General features: G+C 42.3%; 23 protein-coding genes, 1 other RNA gene and 2 other annotated features (1 of these 26 only partly in view). Of the genes, 5 read left to right on the top strand and 19 right to left on the bottom strand.

The window, feature by feature from the left end:
• Positions 1-64 (bottom strand) — a binding site (T-box leader); it reaches 146 nt to the left of the window's first position.
• 56 nt (positions 65-120) lie between these two features.
• The 8 genes from ACJROX_RS20350 to cymR form a co-directional block, all read right to left on the bottom strand.
• The gene (locus ACJROX_RS20350) at positions 121-1,176 is read right to left on the bottom strand and encodes an AI-2E family transporter (RefSeq protein WP_408007029.1); all 1,056 of its coding nucleotides are present in this window, start codon (positions 1,174-1,176) and stop codon (positions 121-123) included.
• A 720-nt stretch (positions 1,177-1,896) separates the two neighbouring features.
• Positions 1,897-2,046 (bottom strand): hypothetical protein, encoded by a 150-nt coding sequence (locus ACJROX_RS20355; RefSeq protein ID WP_408007030.1) that lies wholly within the window; start codon positions 2,044-2,046, stop codon positions 1,897-1,899.
• Positions 2,047-2,070: 24 nt separating this feature from the next.
• Complete coding sequence (locus tag ACJROX_RS20360; protein ID WP_225064065.1) at positions 2,071-2,259, bottom strand: hypothetical protein; 189 nt, start codon at positions 2,257-2,259, stop codon at positions 2,071-2,073.
• A gap of 64 nt (positions 2,260-2,323) precedes the next feature.
• On the bottom strand, positions 2,324-4,627 hold the full coding sequence (locus ACJROX_RS20365) for an ATP-dependent RecD-like DNA helicase (protein WP_408007031.1): 2,304 nt from the start codon (positions 4,625-4,627) through the stop codon (positions 2,324-2,326).
• Between the two features lie 12 nt (positions 4,628-4,639).
• Positions 4,640-5,317, bottom strand: a complete 678-nt coding sequence (locus ACJROX_RS20370; RefSeq protein ID WP_408007032.1) for a tetratricopeptide repeat protein — start codon at positions 5,315-5,317, stop codon at positions 4,640-4,642.
• A gap of 106 nt (positions 5,318-5,423) precedes the next feature.
• The gene (mnmA, locus tag ACJROX_RS20375) at positions 5,424-6,536 is read right to left on the bottom strand and encodes a tRNA 2-thiouridine(34) synthase MnmA (RefSeq protein WP_408007033.1); all 1,113 of its coding nucleotides are present in this window, start codon (positions 6,534-6,536) and stop codon (positions 5,424-5,426) included.
• Between the two features lie 16 nt (positions 6,537-6,552).
• Positions 6,553-7,695, bottom strand: coding sequence for a cysteine desulfurase family protein (locus ACJROX_RS20380; RefSeq protein WP_408007034.1), 1,143 nt, complete (start codon positions 7,693-7,695; stop codon positions 6,553-6,555).
• A 364-nt stretch (positions 7,696-8,059) separates the two neighbouring features.
• Complete coding sequence (gene cymR, locus ACJROX_RS20385) at positions 8,060-8,482, bottom strand: cysteine metabolism transcriptional regulator CymR (RefSeq protein ID WP_408007035.1); 423 nt, start codon at positions 8,480-8,482, stop codon at positions 8,060-8,062.
• Positions 8,483-8,718: 236 nt separating this feature from the next.
• Between cymR and ACJROX_RS20390 the strand changes: the two genes are divergently transcribed.
• Positions 8,719-10,050 (top strand): AAA family ATPase, encoded by a 1,332-nt coding sequence (locus ACJROX_RS20390; RefSeq protein ID WP_408007036.1) that lies wholly within the window; start codon positions 8,719-8,721, stop codon positions 10,048-10,050.
• A 113-nt stretch (positions 10,051-10,163) separates the two neighbouring features.
• Entirely contained in the window at positions 10,164-10,919 is a 756-nt protein-coding gene (locus tag ACJROX_RS20395) for an RsfA family transcriptional regulator (protein WP_408007037.1), read from the top strand.
• Between the two features lie 183 nt (positions 10,920-11,102).
• Here the strand turns inward: ACJROX_RS20395 and ACJROX_RS20400 are convergent, their stop codons facing one another.
• From ACJROX_RS20400 to ACJROX_RS20420, 5 genes are all read right to left on the bottom strand, one after another.
• Positions 11,103-11,870 (bottom strand): ThiF family adenylyltransferase, encoded by a 768-nt coding sequence (locus ACJROX_RS20400; RefSeq protein WP_408007038.1) that lies wholly within the window; start codon positions 11,868-11,870, stop codon positions 11,103-11,105.
• Between the two features lie 132 nt (positions 11,871-12,002).
• Positions 12,003-12,181, bottom strand: a non-coding RNA gene (ssrS, locus tag ACJROX_RS20405) — 6S RNA.
• A 205-nt stretch (positions 12,182-12,386) separates the two neighbouring features.
• The gene (gene aspS, locus ACJROX_RS20410; protein ID WP_408007039.1) at positions 12,387-14,171 is read right to left on the bottom strand and encodes an aspartate--tRNA ligase; all 1,785 of its coding nucleotides are present in this window, start codon (positions 14,169-14,171) and stop codon (positions 12,387-12,389) included.
• Complete coding sequence (gene hisS / locus ACJROX_RS20415) at positions 14,168-15,454, bottom strand: histidine--tRNA ligase (RefSeq protein ID WP_408007040.1); 1,287 nt, start codon at positions 15,452-15,454, stop codon at positions 14,168-14,170. The genes aspS and hisS overlap by 4 nt, the downstream gene beginning before the upstream one ends.
• Before the next feature lie 94 nt (positions 15,455-15,548).
• Positions 15,549-15,784, bottom strand: a binding site (T-box leader).
• Positions 15,785-15,888: 104 nt separating this feature from the next.
• The gene (locus tag ACJROX_RS20420) at positions 15,889-16,062 is read right to left on the bottom strand and encodes an RNA polymerase subunit sigma-70 (protein ID WP_408007041.1); all 174 of its coding nucleotides are present in this window, start codon (positions 16,060-16,062) and stop codon (positions 15,889-15,891) included.
• A 155-nt stretch (positions 16,063-16,217) separates the two neighbouring features.
• On the opposite strand from ACJROX_RS20420, the gene ACJROX_RS20425 reads away from it, so the two are divergent.
• The 3 genes from ACJROX_RS20425 (at position 16,218) to ACJROX_RS20435 (ending at position 17,997) form a co-directional block, all read left to right on the top strand.
• Positions 16,218-16,496 carry an SH3 domain-containing protein gene (locus tag ACJROX_RS20425; RefSeq protein WP_408007042.1) on the top strand — a complete coding sequence of 93 codons (279 nt, stop codon included), beginning with the start codon at positions 16,218-16,220 and terminating at the stop codon, positions 16,494-16,496.
• Positions 16,444-17,145 (top strand): SH3 domain-containing protein, encoded by a 702-nt coding sequence (locus ACJROX_RS20430; RefSeq protein ID WP_408007043.1) that lies wholly within the window; start codon positions 16,444-16,446, stop codon positions 17,143-17,145. The genes ACJROX_RS20425 and ACJROX_RS20430 overlap by 53 nt, the downstream gene beginning before the upstream one ends.
• 81 nt (positions 17,146-17,226) lie before the next feature.
• On the top strand, positions 17,227-17,997 hold the full coding sequence (locus ACJROX_RS20435; RefSeq protein ID WP_408011717.1) for an N-acetylmuramoyl-L-alanine amidase: 771 nt from the start codon (positions 17,227-17,229) through the stop codon (positions 17,995-17,997).
• Between the two features lie 225 nt (positions 17,998-18,222).
• Here the strand turns inward: ACJROX_RS20435 and dtd are convergent, their stop codons facing one another.
• From dtd to ACJROX_RS20465, 6 genes are all read right to left on the bottom strand, one after another.
• On the bottom strand, positions 18,223-18,675 hold the full coding sequence (gene dtd / locus ACJROX_RS20440; protein ID WP_408007044.1) for a D-aminoacyl-tRNA deacylase: 453 nt from the start codon (positions 18,673-18,675) through the stop codon (positions 18,223-18,225).
• 13 nt (positions 18,676-18,688) lie between these two features.
• Positions 18,689-20,860, bottom strand: coding sequence for a RelA/SpoT family protein (locus ACJROX_RS20445; protein WP_408007045.1), 2,172 nt, complete (start codon positions 20,858-20,860; stop codon positions 18,689-18,691).
• A gap of 258 nt (positions 20,861-21,118) precedes the next feature.
• On the bottom strand, positions 21,119-21,631 hold the full coding sequence (locus ACJROX_RS20450) for an adenine phosphoribosyltransferase (RefSeq protein ID WP_408007047.1): 513 nt from the start codon (positions 21,629-21,631) through the stop codon (positions 21,119-21,121).
• A gap of 4 nt (positions 21,632-21,635) precedes the next feature.
• On the bottom strand, positions 21,636-23,996 hold the full coding sequence (gene recJ, locus ACJROX_RS20455) for a single-stranded-DNA-specific exonuclease RecJ (protein ID WP_408007048.1): 2,361 nt from the start codon (positions 23,994-23,996) through the stop codon (positions 21,636-21,638).
• A gap of 65 nt (positions 23,997-24,061) precedes the next feature.
• Positions 24,062-24,406, bottom strand: a complete 345-nt coding sequence (locus tag ACJROX_RS20460) for a lipopolysaccharide assembly LapA domain-containing protein (RefSeq protein WP_408007049.1) — start codon at positions 24,404-24,406, stop codon at positions 24,062-24,064.
• A gap of 2 nt (positions 24,407-24,408) precedes the next feature.
• The gene (locus tag ACJROX_RS20465; RefSeq protein ID WP_408007050.1) at positions 24,409-25,320 is read right to left on the bottom strand and encodes a cation diffusion facilitator family transporter; all 912 of its coding nucleotides are present in this window, start codon (positions 25,318-25,320) and stop codon (positions 24,409-24,411) included.
• Positions 25,321-25,377: the final 57 nt, after the last annotated feature.

The raw sequence follows: 25,377 nt of genomic DNA on the forward strand, positions 1-25,377 counted from the left end.
CAGCCAGGGAGGTTCTTCTCTGAAAGGAAGGGCTTTGACTTACTCATTCCATCATCATTTTACATATTCATGTTCTGCTGTCGTTAATTATAGACTTTAATTTTCAGCATTGTCAACATTTCAGAAATACTCTCTTGCATTTTGTAAGATGACTTTCCCTATTGCGAACAAAGGTACAGCAAGCAATAACCCGACGATCCCTCCGATTTCCCCCCCGATCAATAGTGCAAATATGATTCCAATAGGATGAATGTGCAATGTTTTTCCGACGATCAACGGCCCAAGGATATTTCCTTCGATAAATTGAAGGACAATTACTATTCCTATGACGATCAATAGTTTATTTACTGATATCGTAGCGGCAATCAAGGCAACTGGGACCGCCCCAAGAATCGGCCCGAAATAGGGTATGAAATCAGTGACACCGATGATGATACCGAGAATTATTGGATAAGGTATTCCTGCTATCCAGAACGCGGCGATTGCAAGGACAGCCAATACACAAGCCACTGTCAACTGGCCTCGTATATAGTTACCCAGCGATACATCAATATCATCAATGATCTTCTTTCCCGGCTCCTGCCACTTTTTCGGCGTGATGTTCCACATACCCCTCATAATTCTTTTAAAATCCTTAAGCATATAAAAAACGAGGAATGGAATAACGACCCATGCAAATAGATTACGCCAAAACCCTTTTATAGTCCCGAGAATACCAGCAATCAACCCTTTCAAGTACTTTTCAACCGAGTTCAGCGTCTTTTCAAACTCTATATGAACTGCTTCCGGAAGATTGTCGGTATGTTCGTAAAATTCCCTGACCCATGTGCTATAGGTTTCAGATAAATAAGGTAATTGGTCACTCAGATCTTTCAGTTGGGAGATCAGATACGGGACACTTTTAACAATCAGGTATCCTGTACCGCCGAAAAAGGTAAGATAGATGATAAGTATAGCGATCGAACGCGGAATCCCCCTCCTATGAATCCACTCTACAATTGGATGTAAGAGATATGTGATGAAGATCGCAACGAAAAAAGGCAGGAATACTGCCATGAGCGTATCAAGGATCGGATCCCAAAACGGTTTCAGTTTCATAAGAACGAAGGCACATAATAAAGTCAATAAGACCATACCAAGCCTTACCAGTGCTTCAATTGTAAATAGTTTTTTCATAAGCGCCACCGGTTCTCTTCACATTTTCTCGTATCTTTAACGTGTGCTTAAACAGACCGGCTATTCATTTCTTTTTGAATAGCTTTATCATACTTAACCGTTGGTTTTTGCGAAAATCACTCCCTTTCCGCGGGCTTAAGAAAAGCGGAAGCGACCACGCTTAGTCACATAGGTCACTGGAAGACTGACGAGGAGGCTCGAACCAAACAAAGTTCGGTTCTGCGTGGGCTCACACATAAGATGTTAAATCAGTGTGTTACCGCCGCAGGAAAGTGATCCAAGTGACTGGTCGCTGAGCTAGACATTACTTCTCTGAATTAGCCTAATTCCGCAAGCCTCGGTCACTTGCACAGGATCACAACACAAAAATGAAATCATTTCCGTGTCTGAGTTGAGAATTCTTAGAAGCTTTCCTTATGCTGGCTTCAACGTTCACCACAAGACCACAGCGGACTTAAATTTCATCCTTGTAGTTTTGCGCCGAGTAACCGCAGGCGCAGGACGTGGTGGTATTTAGTCGAAGTTCATTATTACACTCGAAGATCCTTAGGTCGATGTAGGGTCTCGCCTGGATCGATTTTTCCGCAGGAGTGTCGTGATTTTCGCTTAAAGTAATGTTCTATAAAAATCCTGCATTAAAATTTAACAAAACCTTCTGAATAACTAGCAGGTTGTCGTAAAAAGCAAAAGAACTGACATTCACATGAACGTCAGTCCTGATCAAGAAATCGCTTTTGCAATTCTTTTGCGAATCCGTTTCATTCTCTTACCCGAAAACAAACGATTTCGCCTCATATCTTTTCCGTATAAAGATTTGATAAGATAGGCACCGGCACAGGTCGTTGCTATAGTCATGATAGTACGATTCATATTTAACACCATCCCAGTTTGAAGTTACATTGAAATACTTAGATCGTCATCATCGAACAAATCATCCAAAGAAGTCAAACTGCCATCTTCCTCTACTTGATTGAGAGCCAGTTTGCCATCAACAGCCGTCAGTTCGATGAAACATCCCCAACAGTAATATTGGTCAACCCCGATTTTGCCAAGATCTTTGCATTGGCAGTTGGGACATCTCATGTTCGTTCCTCCTCTTGAATAAATCAAAAAGTGCTACGAATAGGATGTCCCGTTTCCTCTTAGTTTATACGCTCTCACTTTTAGTCCCGTTTATAAGGGAGGTTTCAACTGTATCTCTTAGTTTTCTACTGAGATGGGAGTTGCGAGTCCCTGAATCATTTTGCTGCACCGCTCTTTCCAGCGCATCCATTTCGCCGCAAAGAATCAAATACTCTTTGCTTCTCGTTACTGCAGTGTAAATCAAATTACGGCGCAGCATCCGATAATATCCTTTTACAATCGGTAATACGACAATCGGAAACTCGCTTCCTTGCGATTTATGGATGGAACAGCAATAAGCATGGGTGATCTGGTTGAGATCTGTCTTTTTGAAGGTCACTTCAATTCCGTCAAAGGAAACCACAATCTGTTCTTCTTTATCGGCCGTTTCTTTTGCATAGATGATCGAAACGATTTCTCCTATATCCCCATTGAAGATCTGCTCTTCTGGTACATTGACTAGCTGGAGAACTTTATCACCTACACGGTAGACCGTTTGAAAATACTCGATTTCTTTCTTTTGGTCATGAGAAGGATTGAACATTGACTGCAATTCTTTGTTAAGTTCATCTATTCCAGCGCGTCCGCGGTACATCGGTGCTAAAACTTGGACATCCCTGGCTGTATATCCTTTTGTCATGGCACTTTTACAAACTTGAAGGACCGCTTTTGTAACTTGATCTTGCGAACATGGAAAAAAACGGCGATCGTGTTGAGGATCCTTGAGATCCTGTGGCAAACCGCCTTTTTTCATTTCATGAGCCAACTGTACAATGGTCGACCCTTTTGCTTGTCGATAAATTTCATCAAGCCGCACGGTCGGTATTACTTTTGAACTGATAAAATCCTTCAAGACCTGTCCTGGGCTTACAGATGGAAGCTGATCTTCATCTCCTACCATAATCACCTGGATCTCTTCAGGTAAAGCATCAAATAAACGATAAGCAAGTCGTACATCGACCATGGACATTTCATCAATGATCAGAAGCCGCCCGGCAATCGGATTTTCTTCATGATATTCAAATCCACTGCCACCTTTCCAGCCGAGCAAGCGATGTATCGTTACTGCTGGAAGTCCGGTAGATTCACTCATCCGTTTGGCGGCACGACCGGTCGGCGCGACGAGTAAGAATGGGAAATCGTCATCCTTGTAATTATGGATATCCAACGAAAGCCCATGAATTTCGGCGTACGTTTCAATGATTCCTTTGATGACTGTGGTTTTCCCAGTACCAGGACCCCCTGTCAAAATCATCATAGGGGAAGTGAGCGCCTTATAGATTGCATCCTTCTGGGCCTCAGCATATTCGATTCCCTGGGTTTCTTCAAGCGTCCCGAGTGCATTGTAGAAGTCAGACAGTTCTATCCGGTCATATTCGTCTTGTTTCAATAAACGTTCAAGCTTTTGGAGAAGACCATATTCAGCAAAATAAAGAGAAGGCAGATACGCGTTTTCATCCTTGATGATCACTTTCCCGGCACCGTGTAAGGAGACGATCTCGCTGTAAAAATCCATTTCAAAGTCCAGCGGCTTGGTAAAGAGCAGTTCTTTTGTTTCTTCAATCAGTTCATCAACTTCTATATATGTATGTCCGTGCTGGTTGCAGAGTTCTTTCAGGTTATAAAGAAGACCTGCTTGAACACGCTCGGATGATGTTTCCTCAATCCCTAAAGCATTTCCGAGCTCATCCGCTCTGCGAAAACCGATCCCGTCAATATCATAAATCAGTTGATATGGATTCGACTGGATGATAGAAATGGCTTCGTCTTTATAAGACTGGTAGATTTTCATCGCAATGGCAGGCCCGATCCCGTATCGATGCAAGGTACTCAAAAGCTGTTCAAGACCTTGGTGTTCCATCAACGTTTCATAAATGGTCCTTGCGCGTTCTTCCGACAAATCCTTGACCTCATTCAAAACATCGGGATCTTCGATGATTTTTGAAAAAGCATCTTCACCAAGTGTACGAATGACCTTTTCCGCCGTCTTTTTCCCAATTCCGTTGAACAAATCACTGGAAAGGTATTGAACCATGCCATCTTCAGTCCGAGGGAGATCTTTTCTGTAAAATTCCACGACAAACTGTTTCCCGTATTTTGGATGGTCTTTCACATCCCCCCAGAAAATATACGTCTCTTCTTCCATCAACACAGGGAATGTGCCTACCATGATCATTTCTTTTTCTATTCCGGCTAAATTGGATTCTTTTGTGGATACCTTCAATACAGAATAAAAGGTTTCATTATTTTGATAGATGACATGAAGAACTGAACCTTTCACATATCGTTTTTCATCTGTTTTTAAATCAAAATGGCTTTGTAACTCCATTATTTCGCCCCGCTACTCTTTGGTTTCAGTGGACTCTTGTAATTCATTGATTTTCTTGATCCCATTATGTGCAAGTAAATGATCGTTTTGACATTCAATCGCTTTGTTGAACATCCCTTTTGCTTTACGGAGATTTCCTTTGTACAAATACGCAACACCAAGGTTATAGTAAGCGTCTGCATGGGTTGCATCGAGCTCGATGACATTCTCCAATGCTGTGATAGCTTGTTCGAACAAATTCAGCTTCCCTAGTGTCATTCCATATTGGAACCATGCCTCGGCGTCATGTTTGTTCTTCTCAGCTGCTGATTGGAAGTGAGGAAGTGCACGCTTGATGTCTCCCAATTGTGAGAAACTCATCCCTAGCATGAAGTGTGAATCTCCATCGGAAAGACCTCTCTTGATGGCCTCCTGGAAAAGGTCAAGAGCATCATCATACTGCTCAAGCTTATAAAAAACGACACCTGCCCCATAATAGGCGGTAGCCATTGTCTCATCCAGAGAGATTGCTTTATCGAAAAAGCCCATCGCTTTTTCATATTCTCCTACAATTTCCAACAAGTTTCCAAAGTTCACATAAATGACTGGATCGTCCGGCTGTTCTTCAAGAGCACTATGGAAAGCCTTCGCTGCTTCTTCGTATTTTCCTTCTTTCATCAATTCAATTCCGATTTTATTCTTATCAGACATCGTAAGCCTCCTTTTAAAAATGGCTCAGAACTATTATATCAAAAGACAAATGGAAAGGACCTTTCAAACATTCATTTGAAAAGGTCCACTTCTGTCCATGTACATTTTACAAGTATGATATTGCTTCCTCTTTTTTATAGACTTTATCGATTGTGCCTCCGCCAAGGCATACATCTCCATCATAAAAGACGACAGCTTGGCCAGGTGTGATCGCACGTTGTGGTTCATCAAAAATCACATCATACGTCCCGTCTTCAGTCTTACGGACAGTCACATCACGATCCGGTTGACGGTAACGAAACTTCGCCGTGCACTTGATTTCGTCTGGCATCTCTTTTCCAGTCATCCAGCTAACCTTCGTTGCATTTAGCTTATCCGAGTAAAGGAGCTCATTATGGAACCCTTGTTCAACAAACAACACATTCCTCTCTAAATCTTTTCCGACAACGAACCAAGGGTCACCATCCCCGCCTATACCAAGTCCATGTCGCTGACCGATCGTATAATACATGAGGCCGTCATGCTTCCCTTTCACTTCACCAGATAACGTCTGCATCTCACCAGGCTGAGCTGGAAGATATTGACTGAGGAATTCCTTGAAGTTCCGCTCTCCGATAAAGCAGATGCCTGTGCTGTCTTTTTTCTTCGCGGTCGCCAGGTTCGCTTTTTGAGCCATTTCCCTGATTTCCGGCTTTTTATATTCACCTATCGGGAACATCACTTTTGAAATTTGATCCTGGCTGAGTTGATTCAAGAAATACGTTTGATCTTTGTTTTCATCTACACCACGTAGCATAACCTTCTCACCATTACGTTCTCCAATTCTCGCATAATGCCCAGTTGCAACATAATCAGCTCCAAGGCTCATCGCATGATCGAGGAAAGCCTTGAACTTGATTTCTTTGTTACACATGACATCAGGGTTCGGTGTACGGCCTGCTTTATATTCTTCCAGGAAATACGAGAATACCTTATCCCAATATTGCTTTTCGAAGTTAACCGCATAGTAAGGAATGTCGAGTTGGTTACAGACCCGGATAACATCTTCATAATCCTCAGTAGCCGTACATACTCCATTTTCATCCGTGTCGTCCCAGTTTTTCATAAAAATCCCGATCACATCATACCGTTGTTCTTTTAAAAGCAATGCCGCTACTGAAGAGTCGACACCACCTGACATACCAACAACGACACGTGTATCTTCAGGTCTTTTATCCATCTTTCTCACCTCTATCTCACATTGATGTCAATCTATTGACGATACGGATCGTCTCTTTTGCTGCCCGTTCGATTTCATCCATCGTATTCCCATAACCGAAGCTGAAACGGATTGCAGAGGTCATGCGCTCATGATCATCAAACATGGCCGCCAGTACATGGGAGGGCTCGATCGAACCTGCTGTACAGGCAGACCCGCTAGATGCAGCGATTCCACCTAAATCAAGGTTGACGAGCATAGCTTCAACATTCGTTCCAGGAAAACTCACATTCAATACATGAGGAAGCGAATTACTGATTGATCCGTTCAGCACATATTCAATGTCTTCCTCTTTAAAAATTCCAAGCATCCTCTTTTTCATATTTAGAAGCTGCTCATGACGATCGACCTTCTCTGCCTGAATCAATTCCACCGCTTTTTTCATGCCCATGATGCCCGGGACATTTTCTGTACCCGCTCTTCTTTTGCGTTCCTGCTCGCCCCCGAACGCTCTCGGCTCCAGCCATAGACCTTCACGGGCATATAAGAAGCCATTCCCTTTAGGGCCATTGATTTTATGGGCAGATACAGATAAAAGATCAATCTCCATATGCTTCACATCAATCACGACACTCCCATATGCCTGAACCGCATCCGTATGGAAGAGTACTTCTTTTTCACTCGTAATCTTTCCGATCTCTTGAATTGGTTGAAGGGTACCCACTTCGTTATTTCCATACATGATCGTAACGAGGATCGTGTCTTCACGGATAGCATCCTCAACTTGCTGAGGTTCGATTCTCCCCTCTTCATCGACAGGCAGATACGTCACCTCAAATCCTTTCTCTTCTAAATATTGAACTGCGTGTAAAACGGCATGATGTTCAACCTTCGATGTAATGATATGCTTGCCTTTCTCTTGAAGCGCGAAAGCAGCTCCGAGGATCGCCATGTTATCGGATTCGGTACCACCGCTTGTAAAGATTATTTCCTTGAAGTTGGCATTGATGCTCGAAGCGATCACTCTTCTTGCTTCATCTAACGCTTGTCTCGTATTCCGGCCGAATTGATGGATGCTCGAAGGGTTCCCATATTGTGTTGTAAAGTATGGAATCATTGCCTCAACGACTTCCTCACGCGTTGGAGAAGTTGCAGCATGATCCAAATAAATCCCACTCATAAAATCACCTTTATTGAATTGTCCAACCCTTGTTGAACATTTTTTATTTTAATTAGTTGGTTTTTGCGAAATTTAAAATACCTGCCCCGAAAATTCGTAGTTTTTTATTCAAGCATATCTAATTCTAATCAATTCAAAATGAACGATTCAGAAACGAGTAATTCAATGCACGAAAGCTTTGAGACCGGATAATGACACCGGCTAAAACCGTCACGTCCTGTGACAACGCCGATCCTGGTACATCCTGTACGTCGGAGGACCGCTAAAACTGAACAACGCAACGAGCACAACATGCATAAAGCTACGAGTTGTACCGAGGAAGCTTTCTTCAAAGGTACACTTGTAGACGCATGTACATGGACTTTTAAATGTAGAACATGTAAGACTCTTGATCATCCTCACCACCACTATAAGAAGCCAACTCCTCAAGAGTGGTGCTATCAAGGACTTCTTTCACAGCATCGCGGATTTTGATCCAGAGGTCTCTTTTTGCTGGTTCTTCGTCGTCCATGATTTCAACTGGGGTGATCGGACCCTCGAGTACACGGATGATATCTCCTGCTGTTATATTTTCCGGATTACGGGCCAAAGTATACCCGCCGTATGCTCCACGTACACTTTTAACTAACCCTGCATTACGGAGCGGACCTACCAACTGTTCGAGATAGTGCTCGGATAATTCGTGGTCTTTTGCGATTGATTTCAGAGAGATTGGTCCTTCACCATGTTTTTTTGCCAATGCCATCATGATGGTCAATCCGTAACGTCCCTTGGTTGAAATTTTCATAATATCCTCCTCAATTGACAACTCAACTACACCTAAAAGATCTATTATAACTAATATCATATCCTATACTTCCATTATTTAACTTAAGCTGTTTCGGTTTCTTCTTATCTGAATTTTTTACCTATGACATTATAGCACGAAAAAGGTTCTTCTTGCATTGAATCGAGTCGTATAGTATCGTTCAGTTGAATTGATACAATATTTAGAAGAGATTGTCCCTGAAAGGACGTGGAAATATGGATCTATTCGATATGTCGATGGAGGATGGACCAAAAGGGAAACCTCTCGCAGACCGGATGAGGCCAAGGAATCTGGATGAGTTCATCGGGCAGGAGCATATTGTCGGAAAAGGGAAGCTGCTCCGGCGGGCAATTGAAGCCGATCAGTTATCAGCAATGATTTTTTTCGGACCCCCTGGGACCGGGAAAACAACCCTTTCAAAAATCATAGCCAATACGACAGCAGCCCATTTTGAACAAATCAACGCGGTCACCTCTGGCGTAGCAGACATCCGTACCATAACGACCCAGGCAAGTGAACGTCTGAAGATGGAAGACCAAAAAACCTTATTATTCATAGATGAAATCCACCGATTCAACAAGAGTCAACAAGATGCCCTTTTACCGTATGTGGAGGATGGAACGATCATTCTGATTGGTGCGACGACAGAAAGTCCAATGTTCGAGATCAATAGGGCTCTATTATCCCGTTCAAGATTGTTCCGTTTCGAACCATTGACAGAAGAGCACACGAAAAAAGTATTAGAAACAGCGATCAAGGATCCTGATAGAGGGTTCGGAAATCATTCGATCCAGGCGGACGAAGACGCACTTGACCATTTGGTTGATGTGGCGGGCGGGGATGCGCGTACAGCATTGAATGCCCTTGAACTCGCTGTTCTCACGACGCCACCAGATTCTGAAGGTGTCATCCACATTTCCTTAGAAATTGCGGAAGAATCGATTCAACAGCGTGTCCTGCAATATGATAAACAAGGTGATAACCATTATGATACGATTTCAGCCTTTATCAAAAGCATCCGGGGTTCGGATCCTGATGCTACTCTCTACTGGCTGGCAAAAATGATCTATGCAGGGGAAGATCCGAAGTTCATCGCACGAAGGCTTTATGTACATGCGGCAGAAGATGTCGGGTTAGCAGACCCGAATGCATTGCTCATCGCTCAAGCTGCCGCCCAAGCAGTTGATTTCATCGGAATGCCTGAAGCCCGTATCCCACTAGCTGAGGCAGCTCTATATATCGCAACTGCGCCTAAAAGCAATGCGGTGATCACAGGGATCGATCGAGCATTGAACACGGTGAAAAATGAAAAAGCCGGGCAAGTGCCGACCCATTTAAGAGATGCCCACTACAGCGGCGCAAAGGAATTAGGGTCAGGAGTAGGGTATAAATATCCCCATGATTACAAAGATGGTTACGTGCCGCAACAGTATCTTCCAGACCACCTCAAGCATAAATCGTTCTACCATCCGAGTGAACGAGGGTATGAAAAGACGGTTACCAGAAGGCTTGATTATTATAAAGGGCGCGATGAAAAAGGTGAATAACCTATCAATCAATCTTTTATCACAAAAATAATATAGTAATCTTGTATAGTTTCTCTCTTTTTTGTCCAAGATAAGGCTAAAAACCTTCTGGGATAAAAAGGAGAGAATTTTTCATGTCAAATCAGAGACAAGATGCATGGTCAGAAGAAGATGATCTATTATTGGCCGAAACGGTGTTAAGACACGTTCGGGAAGGAAGTACTCAACTGCAAGCGTTTGAAGAGGTCGGAGACAAACTGGACCGCACATCCGCTGCTGTCGGTTTCAGATGGAATGCCATCGTACGAAAAAAATATGAGCAAGCACTGAAAATCGCTCGTAGACAACGTAAAGAACGTAAACGTGCAGTAGCTTCGAGCAATTCACAAAAAACGAAACAACCGGAAAAAACGACTACTTATCAAACTCGCTTTGATGATACTATGGATTTTGAAAACTATCATCCTCTTTCTGAACGTAAGCATAGAAACTATACAGCCGAAGAAAAACCAGAAATGACTCCGGCGCAGCCCATAACACCAGAGCAACCTGTATACAAGCAACAGGATGGACCACAATCAGTCGATCTTGATGCAGTTATTCAATTCCTGAATCAATTGAAGAACGACAATACTGGTTCTCAATCGGTAAAAGAAAGAAATGAGCGTTTAGAACAAGAATGTGAAATGCTCAAAAAGCAAAATAAAGAGTATGAGGCTGAATTGAAAGAACTGAAGGATAACTTCGCATCATTGAAAGATGATTATCAGGCACTCCTTCAAATCATGGATCGTGCAAGGCGTATGGTCCTGCTTCAAGACCAAGAAGAAATTTCAGCATCCAAATTCAAAATGGATAAAAACGGAAACCTGGAAAAAGTAGCAAAGTAAATACCAATAGACGCAGACAGAAGAGCTTGAAATTCAAGCTCTTTTTCTGCTTCTTATTGAAGTGGACAACAGAAACCTTATTAACTCAAAAATCACAAAAAAGAACCCTTCAACTTGGTACTTTGAAACCATAATAAAAAAGTGCAGTCCCTTTACGGTCCGCACTTTCCACATTCCGAATCTTCATCTGATCCGTTCTATTTCAATGTTATTTTTGTCCAGGAGGCTATTGATTACATGCCCTGCCATCAGCAATCCTGAAATCGATGGAACAAAAGCGTTTGATGAAGGCGGCATTTTCGCTTTACGGATTTTTGCATTTTCATCAGGAACAATGCTTTTACGGATCTCCTCACGGATTTGTACGGGTTTTTCATCAGAATAGACAACATCGATTCCTTTATGGATGCCCTCCTTCCGTAAACGTGTACGAATGACTTTAGCTATCGGATCGTAGCTGGTTTTCGAAATATCTTCGATTCGCAGGCGTGTCGGATCCATCTTATTCGCTACACCCATACTTGAGATGATCGGGATTTCCCGTCTTAAGCACTCCTTCATCAAATGGATTTTATAAGAAATCGTATCAGAGGCATCGATCACGAAATCAAGCGGATAACTGAAGAACTGCTCGTATGTTTCTTCTGTATAGAACATCTTGAGCGCTTCTATTTTACAGTCTGGATTGATGTCTGCAATACGATCTTTCATCAGATCAACCTTTGGCTGACCGACTGTAGATAATAATGCATGAAGCTGTCTGTTGACGTTTGTTATATCTACATCATCTTTATCGACCAGGATCAGCCGCCCGACACCTGATCGAGCCAGCGCTTCTGCTGAAAAGGAGCCAACGCCCCCAACTCCCAATACTGCAACGGTTGAACCTCTAAGTACATCCAACCCTTCTTTTCCTATTGCTAATTCATTACGTGAAAACTGATGTAACATGTTGTATATTCCTCCAGTACTCCAAACAAATGTCCATAATAGCATATACGATTGCTTATCTTGATTGCAATAGCTCAAGGCAAATTAAAAAGCAACCAGTTTCACCTGATTGCTCCAGTGGTTGAACTTTGTAAGAGTCCCATATGTGCCGTCGAAATCCTTCTGTGTTGAACCTGCCTGAAAAGGTGGGTGTCCTGTTACAATTTTTATGCGTCCTTTCACTGAAGGCTTGCACGCAAATCATAAACTCAGACTCCCATTTAAAAAGTGTTGGCTCAAACGTTCGGCAGAAACGTACACCCCAGGACTCTTTTATTATAGTTATAGAATAGCATAGAAATTTTCCGCTTTCAATTCATTTATCATTGTTTTCTAATAAATCAGACTTCTTTACTAAGTAGTGTGCTGATGTGTTAAACGGCTTCAGTTTCTCAGGTTTACCTCGCCATGACTAGGAAGCCATATAATGATATTCCATCAAAAAAGCCACCCTCCAAAAGGAAGGTGACCATGGACTCATGATTTGTTACTTGTTGTCTTTTCTTGTACTTTCAGTTGGAGTTCCTCAAGCTGTTGGTCACTGACTTTGTTTGGTGCATTCGTCAACAAGTCGCTGGCGCTTGCTGTCTTCGGAAAAGCAATCGTATCCCGGAGATTGTTTCGGCCTGCAATCAACATGACGAGACGGTCGAGGCCAAGCGCGATTCCACCATGTGGAGGTGTGCCATATTCGAATGCTTCTAACAGAAATCCGAACTCTTCATAAGCTTGCTCTAATGAAAATCCAAGCGCTTTAAACATCCGTTCTTGAACCTCTTTCTGATAGATACGCTGCGATCCGCCCCCGACTTCATAACCGTTCAACACCAAGTCATATGCTTGTGCCTTAACCCTCACCGGGTCTTCTTCGAGTAAATGTAGGTCTTCTACTTTCGGCATGGTGAATGGATGGTGTGCTGCAACATAACGATTAGCATCTTCATCAAATTCCAAGAGCGGGAAGTCCACAACCCACAAGAAATTAAATTTTTCTTTATCGATTAAATCTAATTCTTTTCCAAGCTTCAAACGCAAAGCGCCTAAGCTTTCCGCAACCACCTTTGGCTTATCGGCTACAAACAGCAGCAAGTCACCAGCTTTTGCACCGAATGCCCCGATCATTTCTTTTTGCAATTCTTCACCAAAGAATTTAGCGATTGGTCCTTTAAGACTTTCCTCTTCGACCTTCAACCATGCAAGACCTTTTGCACCATATACTTTTACGAAGTCAGTCAGTTGATCGATATCTTTTCTTGAAAATTGGTCAGCTTGACCACTTACATTGATCCCTTTTACAAATCCGCCTCTTTCAACAGTGGAGGCAAATACTTTGAAGTCTGATCCTTCTACTAGGGATGAAACATTTACAAGTTCCATTCCAAAACGTGTGTCAGGTTTATCAGAACCATATCGATCCATCGCTTCATCATATGTCATTCGTGGAATCGGAGTTTCAAGCGCAATTCCTTTCGTCTCCTGCATGATTTTACTCATCATTTCTTCGGTCATCTTGAAAAGGTCCTCTTTATCCATGAATGAAGTTTCGATATCCACCTGTGTAAATTCTGGCTGTCGGTCTGCACGAAGGTCTTCATCCCTGAAACAGCGGACAATTTGGAAATAACGTTCGAACCCAGATACCATCAACAGCTGCTTGAAAATTTGTGGTGACTGTGGCAACGCATAAAAATGACCTGGATGGACCCGGCTTGGCACGAGATAGTCACGTGCTCCTTCCGGTGTACTCTTCGTTAGCATCGGGGTTTCCATCTCAAGGAATTCATAACTGTCAAGGAAGTTCCGGATTTCTTTCGTCACTTTACTTCTGATCTTGAGTGTCTCCTGCATGAGCGGACGACGGAGATCCAGATAACGATACCTCAATCGAACATCTTCAGTTATTTCTACCTTATCTGAAATGACAAAAGGTGGGGTCTTAGCAGCATTGAGAATCTCCACTTTTTCCGCACGGATTTCAATTTTACCCGTCGCGATATTATCGTTGATCGTCGCTTCATCACGTGCTACTACTGTACCTTTGACATCAAGTACATATTCGTTACGGACACGTTCTGCTAGTTCAGCCGCTTCCTTGGAGTTTTCAGGATTGAAAACGACCTGTACAATACCAGATCGATCACGAAGGTCGATGAAGATAAGGCCCCCTAAGTCTCTTCGCTTTTGGACCCATCCTTTCAACTGTACTTCTGATCCGATTTCTTGTTCTGTCAGTTTCCCGCAATGATGTGTTCTTCCAATCATGACTGTGATCCTCCCTCAAGTTGTTTCAATATATAGTCTTTTGCTTCTGTAATTTGTACTTCTATTTGTTCGCCAGTGGCCATATCTTTTACATTGATGATCCCTTTGTCGAGTTCATCATCTCCTAAAATAAGGACGTATTTGGCATTCAAGCGATCTGCTGCTTTAAACTGCGCCTTCATCTTCTTGTCTAAGAAATCTTTGTCCGCTGTCAATCCGGCACTTCGAAGTTCATTCAGGATTGACATACTGCGTTTTTTCGGTGCTTCTCCTAATGACACAAGATAGCAGTCAATTCCTTTTTGAACAGGCAATTCGATTTGTTCAGCTTCTAATGCGACCAGAAAACGCTCCAGGCTCATCGCAAAACCGATACCTGGTGTTTCAGGACCACCGATTTCTTCGACTAGACCATTGTAACGTCCTCCACCGCTTAACGTCGTGATTGCCCCGAAACCTGGTGCCTCGCTCATGATTTCAAAAGCAGTGTGGTTATAATAATCCAATCCTCTAACCAATGTCGGGTCCACTTCATACTGGACACCTAGTTCATCCAGATAAGCTTTCACATGTTCAAAATATGTCCGGGATGAATCATTCAAATAATCGAGGATGGAAGGTGCTGTCTGCATTTTCGGATGATTACGATCTTTTTTACAATCCAAGATCCGGAGCGGATTCGTATTGATCCGATTCTGACAGTCTCCACAAAGTTCCTCCACTACCGGTTTGAAGTGATCTACCAGCGCTTCCCTGTGAGCTGTACGGCTGTTGTTATCACCAAGTGAATTGATGATCAGCTTGAGATGTTTCAAACCAAGCTCCTGATAAAGCTCCATCGCTAGCGCCATTACTTCTGCGTCAATCGCTGGATCATTACTTCCCAACGCTTCGATTCCGAACTGTACAAATTGTCTTGTACGCCCTTTCTGAGGCCGCTCATAACGGAACATCGGGCCGATGTAATAAAGTTTCGTCGGTTGCTGGGCTTCGCCGAATAGTTTGTTTTGTACAAAAGAACGGACAACGGAAGCCGTACCTTCTGGACGTAACGTCAAACTGCGGTCTCCCCGATCCTTGAACGTATACATCTCCTTCTGCACAATATCAGTCGTATCTCCAACACCACGTTGAAACAGCTCCGTATATTCGAAAATCGGTGTGCGAATTTCATGGTAATTATATTTCCGGCAAAGCTCTTTCGCTTTTTCTTCGATCAGCTGCCATTTCTCAACTTCCCCTGGTAAAATATCCTGGGTTCCTCTAGGAATTTGAAAACTCATCCCATTTCACTCCTCATGTTTTTTGAAACGATTCAAAATCTGTTACGGTTCTTTAGTTAAAAATTAAAAAACTCCCGCCCCTAATAAATAAATTAGAAGGGACGAGAGTATTTACCCGTGGTACCACCCTAGTTGAAGCAAAGTACGCTTCCACTCAAGCTGCAGTTAACGCCTGCCTACGTTTGATCCCTACTGCAAGAGTATGTATGGTTCGGGATAAAACCTACGGAGTGTCTTTCATCCAGGCTCTCTGTAGAAATGCTTTCAGCCAACGGCATTTCCTCTCTAAACATGAGTTTCTGAAGTACTTTTCTCCATCAATGGTTGTTTTCGTATCATTTGAATTGATTACTATCATACGGACCTTTATTCCTGATGTCAAGCCTATTTTTCATTTTTAATAATCCTTACCTTAAACCCATTTAAAACAGCGGTTATCTGTTCAATCGCTGCTTTAACTTTTTAACAGCTTCCAGACTGACACCGAACTCGTCGGCTAACTCGTAATTGGTCATCATATGTTCTTTTTCAATGAATTTATGAAAATCCATACCGAACAATGTATTTGAACGATGATCCAGCGCATCATGTTTTAAACTTTTTCTCATCCTCTTCGGCCACCTGATTTTTATATTTACTAACTATCATTGCCTTTTTACCTGAATTTTTTACATATTGGAAAGGTATTTTCATGAAATTGGAGAAACCCATATATCAAAACCACCGATAAAAGAAATAGAGATCAAGTCATGGAGGTGTATAGGTGAAAAGGTTTGGGAATGTTTTTATCATAAGTTTGCTCGTTTTCACAGCCGCAATCCCTGCTACTAGTTCAGTATCGGCAGCAAATCAGGGATATGCAAAAATCAACGTCGATACATTGAATGTACGGTCAGGTCCGGGGCTCGGAAACTCTATTGTCGCCCAAGTACATAGGAATAGGGAATACCCGATTCTTTCCGAAAAAGGAGATTGGCTGCAAATCCAGATTGGCAGCGAAAAAAGGCTGGATTGCCGGGTGGTTTGCGATAAAAATCAGTAAATCCTCCAATGGCTCCACTGGTAGCTCAAGCAGTCCAACAGGTCAGTGGGTCTCGTCAAAAGTCGATGGATTGAATGTACGTTCTGGTCCTGACACTTCCTTTTCGATACTTGGACAGATTTATCCCCATGAAAAGTTCCAAACAATTGAGGCCAAAGAATCGTGGATAAAAATCAATTACAAAAATTCAACTGGTTGGCTGGATTCATGGCTGATCGAATCTACAAGTAAACCTTCAAGCAGTCAAAATCCAACTTCGACAGAACGTTCTGTCGTCAATGCAACAAGCCTTAACGTACGGAGTGGTCCTGGAACAAATTACAATGTAATTGGATCGGTCAGTAAAGGTGATGTTGTAGAAATAATGAATATACAGAACAGCTGGTATGAGATCAACCTGAAACAAGGGAAAGGATGGGTTGCCGGCAAATATGTAACAAAGGGTCAGAACTCAGACAGTTCTTCAGGGATACCCTCTGCTTTATCACCAACTGTCAAAGCAAAAGTGACTGCCTCGATTTTGACTGTAAGAGATAAAGGATCCCTGAATGGAAAAGTAATCGGTCAGCTGACGAAAAATTCCCAAGTCAATATCGTAAAAAAAGAAAACGATTGGGCATACATTGAGAATGGAAAAACGAAGGGCTAGGCAGCGGCGTGGTATCTAGAAGAGATTAAATTATCAACAACACCCCCTGGAGCTGATGATAATTTATCAAATGAACCTTCGATATCATTACTTTATGATGGTACTAACCTTAGGAGCGGACCATCGACAAGTCATAAAGTCGTGGCTCGCGGAAATAAAAGAGATCAGTTTCCGATTCTCTCCAAACAAGGCGATTGGTATAAAATTAAGCTTTCAAACCAGAAAGAAGCTTATGTTGCCGGATGGATCGTTTCGTTGAACGGGGCTTCACTGCCTGAAGTGACTCACCCGAGTGTAGGGGATCACCTGACAGGGAAAACCATAGTCGTTGATGCAGGTCATGGCGGACATTACGGAGGAGCAGTAGGTACTACATACGGAACAATTGAAAGAGATTTGAATTTAAGTGTTGCTAAAACGGTATCTTCAAAATTACAAGCAGCAGGTGCAAAAGTGGTTTTGACCAGAAATGATAATCAATATGTAAGTTTGCCTTATAGAGTTTATTTGACTTATTCGAATAGTGCAGATGCGTTCATCAGCTTACATTTCAATTCATCCATTTTCCCAAGCGCGAAAGGTATCAATTCGTTTTATTATTCAAAATCGAAAGATGCACGACTTGCAAGTTCTTTACAGGACGAGCTTGTAAGACAGACCGGATTATCGAATCGTGGAATCGCATACGGGGGTTTCCATGTATTGAGGAGTAATCGTCAGCCTGCAGCACTATTGGAGCTTGGCTTCCTAACCAACTCACAGGAAGAACATTATATACGAACCGCGAACTATAAAGATAAAGCTGGACATGCGATTTACAGGGGTCTTGCAAAGTATTTTTCAACTAAATAATATATTTTTGTGAACGAGCTTGTTGATCAAGTTCGTTTTTTACTGGATTTTCTTTTATATAAACAACTTTCAAATTATATTGACATCATTTCGATTTATTGAACATTATACAGATTATATGGACATCTTTCTTGATTTACCAACATTCGACAATGTTCGGTACCTTTGGAAAACAACTTAAAAAAGCATGTGACCTTCCTCCTAAGGCTACATGCTTTTTCCTGATTATTTCTTCATTTCATCAGTATCTAAAATCAAGGTGACCGGTCCATCGTTGTGGATCCGGACATCCATCATGGTACCGAACTTACCTGTTTCAACCTGGATACCTTTATCTCGTATCCTTTTATTGAATTCTTCATAATGTTCTTCAGCTTTATCCGGTTTAGCCGCACTCATGAAATTTGGCCGTCTCCCTTTCCTGCAATCCCCGTAAAGTGTGAATTGCGAAACAGAAAGGATCGACCCTCCAATATCAAATAGGGAGAGATTCATCTTTCCTTCTCCATCTTCAAAAATCCGCAGGTTTGGTATTTTTTCAGCTAAGAATTCAACATCCTCTGTTGTATCCTTATGTGTAACACCAACAAGCAGGACAAGTCCCTGTTCAATTTGACCGACTGTTTGGTCTTTCACAAGGACCTCTCCGCTCGTCACCCGCTGTATGACTACTCGCATTACGTGTAACCTCCTACTGCATGACTCTTCGAACAGCGTATACATCAGGAATACGCTTGATCCTTTCGACTACCTTTTGTAGATGACTGACATTATGAATTGAGATCGTCATATTGATTGTGGCCATCTTATTCCTGTCTGAACGCCCCGAGACTGCACTGATGTTGGTTTTTGTTTCAGCAACAGCCTGGAGCACTTCATTCAATAAACCTCTACGATCAAATCCATTGATTTCAATATCCACGCTATAATTTTTCGATAAGTCCGTATTGCCTTCCCATTCAACTGGTAAGAAACGGCTCTCATCGTCTTCAATGCGGATATTCGGGCAATCTTTACGATGAATCGAAACACCTCGCCCTTTTGTTATATAGCCGACAATGTCATCACCTGGCACTGGATTACAGCATTTTGATAGACGGATCAGAAGGTTGTCAATTCCTTTGACCTGGACGCCGACCTCCGTTTTCCTTTTTGGCGGAGGACTCTTCGTTTCATTGATCGAATGGAGCAGGCTTTCGGTTTCTTGATCCTTCTTCTTTCGTATTTTATCGGCAAGACGGGTTGCAATCTGTGAAGCAGTAATCCCGCTATATCCGACTGCTGCGTACATATCTTCAATGTTTGAAAAATTATACTTTTGGGCGACCCTGTTCAAGTTTTCTTGCGTAAGGACCTCTTTCAATTCATAGCCATCGTTTTTGATCTCTTTTTCGACCAAGTCTTTCCCTTTGGCTACATTCTCATCCCTTTTTTCTTTCTTGAACCATTGGCGGATCTTATTTTTAGCATGCGAACTTTGTGTCAACTTCAACCAATCCTGGCTCGGACCATAGGAATGCTTGGATGTTAACACTTCGACGATATCTCCGGTTTTCAGCTTATAATCAAGAGGTACCATTTTTCCATTGATTTTCGCTCCGATACATTTGTTCCCGATTTCTGTGTGAATCCGGTATGCAAAATCAAGCGGTACAGACCCTGAAGGAAGTTCGATGACATCTCCTTTAGGTGTAAAGACGAAAACCATATCGGAGAAAAGATCGACTTTGAGGGATTCCATGAATTCTTCAGCATCTGTCGCATCATTCTGCCATTCAAGAATTTCACGGAACCAGGTAAGCTTTTCTTCAAATGTTTGGTTCCGATTGTTAATACCTTCTTTATACGCCCAGTGCGCTGCAATCCCATATTCTGCAACCCGATGCATCTCCTCTGTGCGGATTTGTACTTCCAACGGGTCACCTTTTGGTCCGATGACGGTCGTATGCAAGGATTGATACATATTGGCTTTAGGCATCGCGATATAGTCTTTGAATCGGCCAGGCATCGGTTTCCAGCATGTATGGATGATTCCGAGGACGGCATAACAATCTCGGATATTATCGACAATCACACGTACAGCAAGCAAATCATAGATTTCGTTGAATTGCTTATTCTGTTTCGTCATTTTGCGATAGATGCTGTAAATATGCTTGGGTCTTCCCCAAATATCCGCATCTATGTTCACTTCACTCAATTTGGCCTGGATATCATCTATGACTTCTTGGACGTACTGCTCCCGCTCATTCCGTTTCTGCTTCATCAAGTTTACGATCCGATAATATTGCTGCGGATTCAAATACCGTAACGCAACATCTTCAAGCTCCCACTTGATTGTTGAAATACCCAGTCGATGGGCAAGCGGTGCAAATATTTCAAGTGTTTCATTAGCCTTTTGGATTTGTTTCTCCTTCGGCATATGCTTTAACGTACGCATATTATGAAGACGGTCTGCAAGCTTGATCAGGATACAACGGATATCCTGAGCCATCGCGACAAACATCTTGCGGTGATTTTCAGCTTGTTGTTCTTCTTTTGATTTGAATTTGATTTTCTTAAGCTTTGTGACTCCATCGACCAACATGGCGACTTCTTCTGTAAAAGCTTCAGTCAGTTCTTCAAGGGTGACGTCTGTATCCTCCACGACATCATGAAGAAACCCTGCTGCAATCGTAGGGGCATCCATCTCCAGGTTCACAAGGATGTACGCTACTTCAACAGGATGGTCAATATAAGGGTCGCCCGATTTCCGAAATTGCCCTTCATGAGCATCTCTGGCAAACTCGTACGCCCTCTGCAAAAAATCTATATCTTCTTTCGGCAAATAGGTTGCCGCTTTATTAATTACATCTTGAATGGCCATGCAATCACCTATCATATGTTGATTGGTATATAAATTCTATTATCGTTAAAATTTAACTTCCTGTAAAGCGAAAAGAGAAATTTGTCGAATCATTTCTTCTGTCAATTTTTTCTAACGACTGTAAAAATCCTTCTTAAAGGTTTTCAATGCATTCCAAAAAATAGGCTCTGATTTCTGCGAAATTCACTCCCTCGCGTTCTATAAGCCAAAAAAGAAGTACAAAAAACGAGCCCGTCTTAGAGCTCGTTTAAATTTCCATTAATATTGCATCAGTGTAAAGATATCATACCCATCCAACTTATCGCGACCGTTCAGATATGTCAGTTCTATCATGAATGCGATTCCAACTACGATCCCTCCAAGCTTTTCTACTAACTGGATCGTTGCTTCAATCGTCCCGCCTGTTGCAAGGAGATCATCTGTAATCAAAACACGTTGGCCTGGTTTGATCGCATCCTTATGGATCGTCAATACATCTTTTCCGTACTCTTTCCCGTAGTCGACTTTAACAACTTCACGGGGTAATTTTCCTTCTTTACGAATCGGTACGAATCCGACTTCCATCGCATAAGCAACTGGACATCCCACGATGAATCCGCGTGCCTCAGGTCCGACGACCACATCAATTTGCTTTTCCTTTGCGTATGTAACGATATCATCCATCGCTTTTTTGTAGATTTGACCTTCTTGCATAAGCGTAGATATATCCTTGAAACGAATTCCTTTGTGAGGGAAATCTTCTACAACTTCGATATATTGTTTGTAATCCATCTTTCTAGTAAGCCTCCTCAAATCGAACAGCATCTTTTTCGTTCTCAAAAAACCAACGCTTTAAATCACGATAGGAGGAGTAACATAAGTCGTTCTCTAGACTTGCCTGCTCTTGCTTTCTCCTATACGTCATAGATTCAGTAAGCGGTCGTTTCATTGGTTGATCTGTTACTGAAATAACACCATTGTCTATTGTAACAAATTCAAGTTCAAAAAACACCTGTGACATAAAATAGACAGACTCTTTCTGCCAACCTTTATAAGCTGCTAGTTCCTCTGCACGTCTCTTATAGTCAAACGTACCTTGCTTCTTCAAAAAGGCATAATACCATTTGAAAGAATCCCTTGTCGGAATCGGATTGAAATAATGATCTTCTTCATGGTGGAAAACCGTATAAACACGTTCTGCTGATGAACCATAGGACATTAGTTGCTTCAATTGATCCTTACTTGAAGGCAAGTCCAGAATAATCAAATATCGGCCACCAAGTTCAAGGGTTTCAAGCGAAACATCCTCTGAAATTCGTATTATATGATCCTCCCAATCCTTCAAGCTTAATGACCTTATCGTTTCTTCTTTAAAAGAAAGCAACTGGACCTTGCTCCGATTAAGGAGCTCCAATCTACTCGCAAGATTTTTGATTCCACGGTAGTCAAAAAGCTGCTTTTCTTTGACCGCGATATCTTGAAGCATCAATTGAGGCTTTCTAAATCCATTCCATTCATTGATCGACAGCTCGCCTACGACTGAAATTGAAGCGTTCGGTGTGATTTCTTCGAACACCTCTCCGAAATGAAAACCGATCACATCCAGATTAGAACGTTCCCCTAAAAGCGTTAGTTTCAAGTGCTTGGAATCACTCCCTATCCTACGAATCTCTTTTAACCGACATTGGTCGATGAGAAATCTGGGCTTAGGATTGTCAACGCCGAATGGCTCCAATGCTTGAAGTTCTTCAATGACATCAAGTGAGATGTCATCAACAGAACATCGAAGATCTATGGAGGTTATCGGAGAAAAATCTTCCTCTGTCAATTTTTCTTCCGCCTGTCGATTGAGCCTTTCCCTCAACGTATCAAGGTATTGAAGCTGTAGTGTCATACCTGCTGCCATTGGATGTCCGCCAAAATGCGGTAAAATATCACGGCATTCTGATAAATTCTCAAACATATCAAATCCAGCGATACTTCGAGCGGAACCCTTTGCGACACCTTTTTCCGGATCGATACTCAAAATGATCGTAGGCCGATAGAATTTTTCTACGATACGAGATGCGACTATGCCAATCACACCAGGATTCCAACCCTCCTTCGCAATGACCAATACGGAATTTTTTTCAGGTGGATATTTGCTTTCTACAATTTCCACGGCTTCTTTCGTAATTCCATTGACCAAGCTTTGCCTTTCTTTATTCATTGCATCAATTTCTTGAGCTATCATCTCGGCTTTCTCTGGATCGGAGGTCGTAAACAAATCAACAGCAGGATCAGCGGAGTCCAGTCTTCCAGCTGCATTGACACGTGGACCGATTCCAAATCCGATGTGTTCAGATGAAAGTTGTTTTTCTTCTAATCCACAGACTTTCAATAAGGCTTGTAAACCAGGCTTTGAAGTCGTTTCTAGTTTTTCGATCCCGATTTTTACAATCAATCGGTTCTCATCTACCAGTGGGACTAGATCGGCAATCGTTCCGATACAAGCAATATCAAGCAAATGCAGCGGAGCCTCTCCTAAAAGCGCATGAGATACCTTGATCGCCACACCTACCCCTGCTAGTCCTTTAAATGGATAAGGACATCCAGGTTTCTTCGGATTGATCGTTGCAAATGTATTCGGCAGCTCGGGCTGAGGCTCATGATGATCCGTTATGATTAGATCAATCCCAATTTCCTTTGCTACTTCTGCCTCATGAATGGCAGAAATGCCTGTATCTACCGTAACGATCAACGTATATCCTTGCTCCTGTGCCCATCTGAAAGCGGCTTCGTTAGGACCATATCCTTCAGTGAAACGATTAGGAATATAGTAGTCAAATTCTGCTCCAAGTTCGCGTAAGGTATAAATCATGACCGATGTACTGCTTACACCATCTGCATCATAATCTCCAAAAATCAAGATTTTTTCTTGTTGCTTAATTGCTTTCTTAATCCGTTCAACCGCTGAATCCATTCCATCCATCAGGAAAGGGTCGTGAAAATCAACATTCTCCGTATGTAAAAAGTTCTTCACTTCATCTATGTCTTGCTTACCTCTATTGACTAACAATCCCGCTACAAGCGGTGATAGACCAAGGCTGTTCACCAGTTCATCCGTTTTTGACTGGTCTACTTCCGTGACACACCAACGTGTCCTCGAATTCAACATAAAACCACCTCTTAACTCACTCATTATACAAGAGTGCTTCAAGAGGTGGCAAATTGTAATTTTGATTATGACATTGAATTATCGGCAGAATTTGTAGGCTGAGCCGTATTCTTTTTTGATACACGGTCTTTTTTAGTTTTGTTGTCAGTACTTCTATGATTATTGATCAAATGTTCATTCCTTTTACGTAAGGACCTTATTTCTTTTTTCATGGAATATAGTCGTGCTGATCCAGCAAAGCCGACAGTCAATGCACCTAACAGAGCAGACCCCAATATTACAAGGACTAATGGCCACTGAGCTGTTCCGAATAAATAATCCACTTCCACAGCATCTACATTTATGACAGCGAATACAGCGACAATAATTGAAAAGAGCAAAACAATGATGAAGCTCCATTCTCTTCTCACCTTCACTCACCATCCTTTTCTTCTTGATACGGATTAATATGAACAAAAACGTCCCGGACAAACGGTTGTTCAATTAGCCGTCGTTTCACCTCTTTCCCGATGTCATGTCCCCGTTGCACTGAAATCTCAGGATCCACCGCGATTTTAATATCAATGATGACATAGTACCCATGTTCCCTGGCTAGAAATTCATCGAGGTTCAAGACACCTTCAACACTTTCAACGATCTCTTTCATTTCTACTGTGTCTTCGTCGTGCAGAACATGGTCAAGCGTATTATGGATCGATTCTGCTCCAAGCTTCCATGCAATCCGTAGGACAAGAAGAGAAACAGCTAATCCAGCTATCGGATCGGCATATTCCAGCCAACTGATGCCTAAATTTCCTCCGAGGACAGCTGCGCCGATACCAATAAGTGCGGCTATGGAAGAAAAGACATCAGACCGATGTTCATATGCATTTGTAATGATAGCATCACTTTTTATTCTTTTACCCAGACGATACTTATATTGAAACATCAATTCTTTTGATATGATCGAGAATATGACTGCATAAATCGCCCAGATCTTAGGTGCTTCAATCGGGTGGAAGAAGGATTCCACGGATGAATACCCTATTTCAAGACCGACGATGAATAAAAGGACAGCTACGATTATTGCAGCGATGGATTCAGCTTTCCCGTGTCCATATGGATGATCACGGTCAGGAGGAAGCTTAGCAGCCCTTAGGCCCAGCAATACCGCAAATGACCCTGCCACATCCGAGGCAGAATGCACAGCATCAGCAATCAATGCACGACTGTTCGAGATAAAACCGACCACACCTTTTATGACTGCCAAGACAAGATTTCCGACAATGCCTACCCAGGCAGCGAATTCTCCTTGCCGGAACCGTTCTTTGTTCTGATTGTCCATGATATCCACTCCAAACAACAATCTCCATAATAAGTTACGCTACCGTAATTGTTTTTA

The sequence above is a fragment of the Pseudalkalibacillus sp. A8 genome, assembly GCF_045920555.1.
Classification (GTDB): Bacteria; Bacillota; Bacilli; order Bacillales; family Fictibacillaceae; genus Pseudalkalibacillus.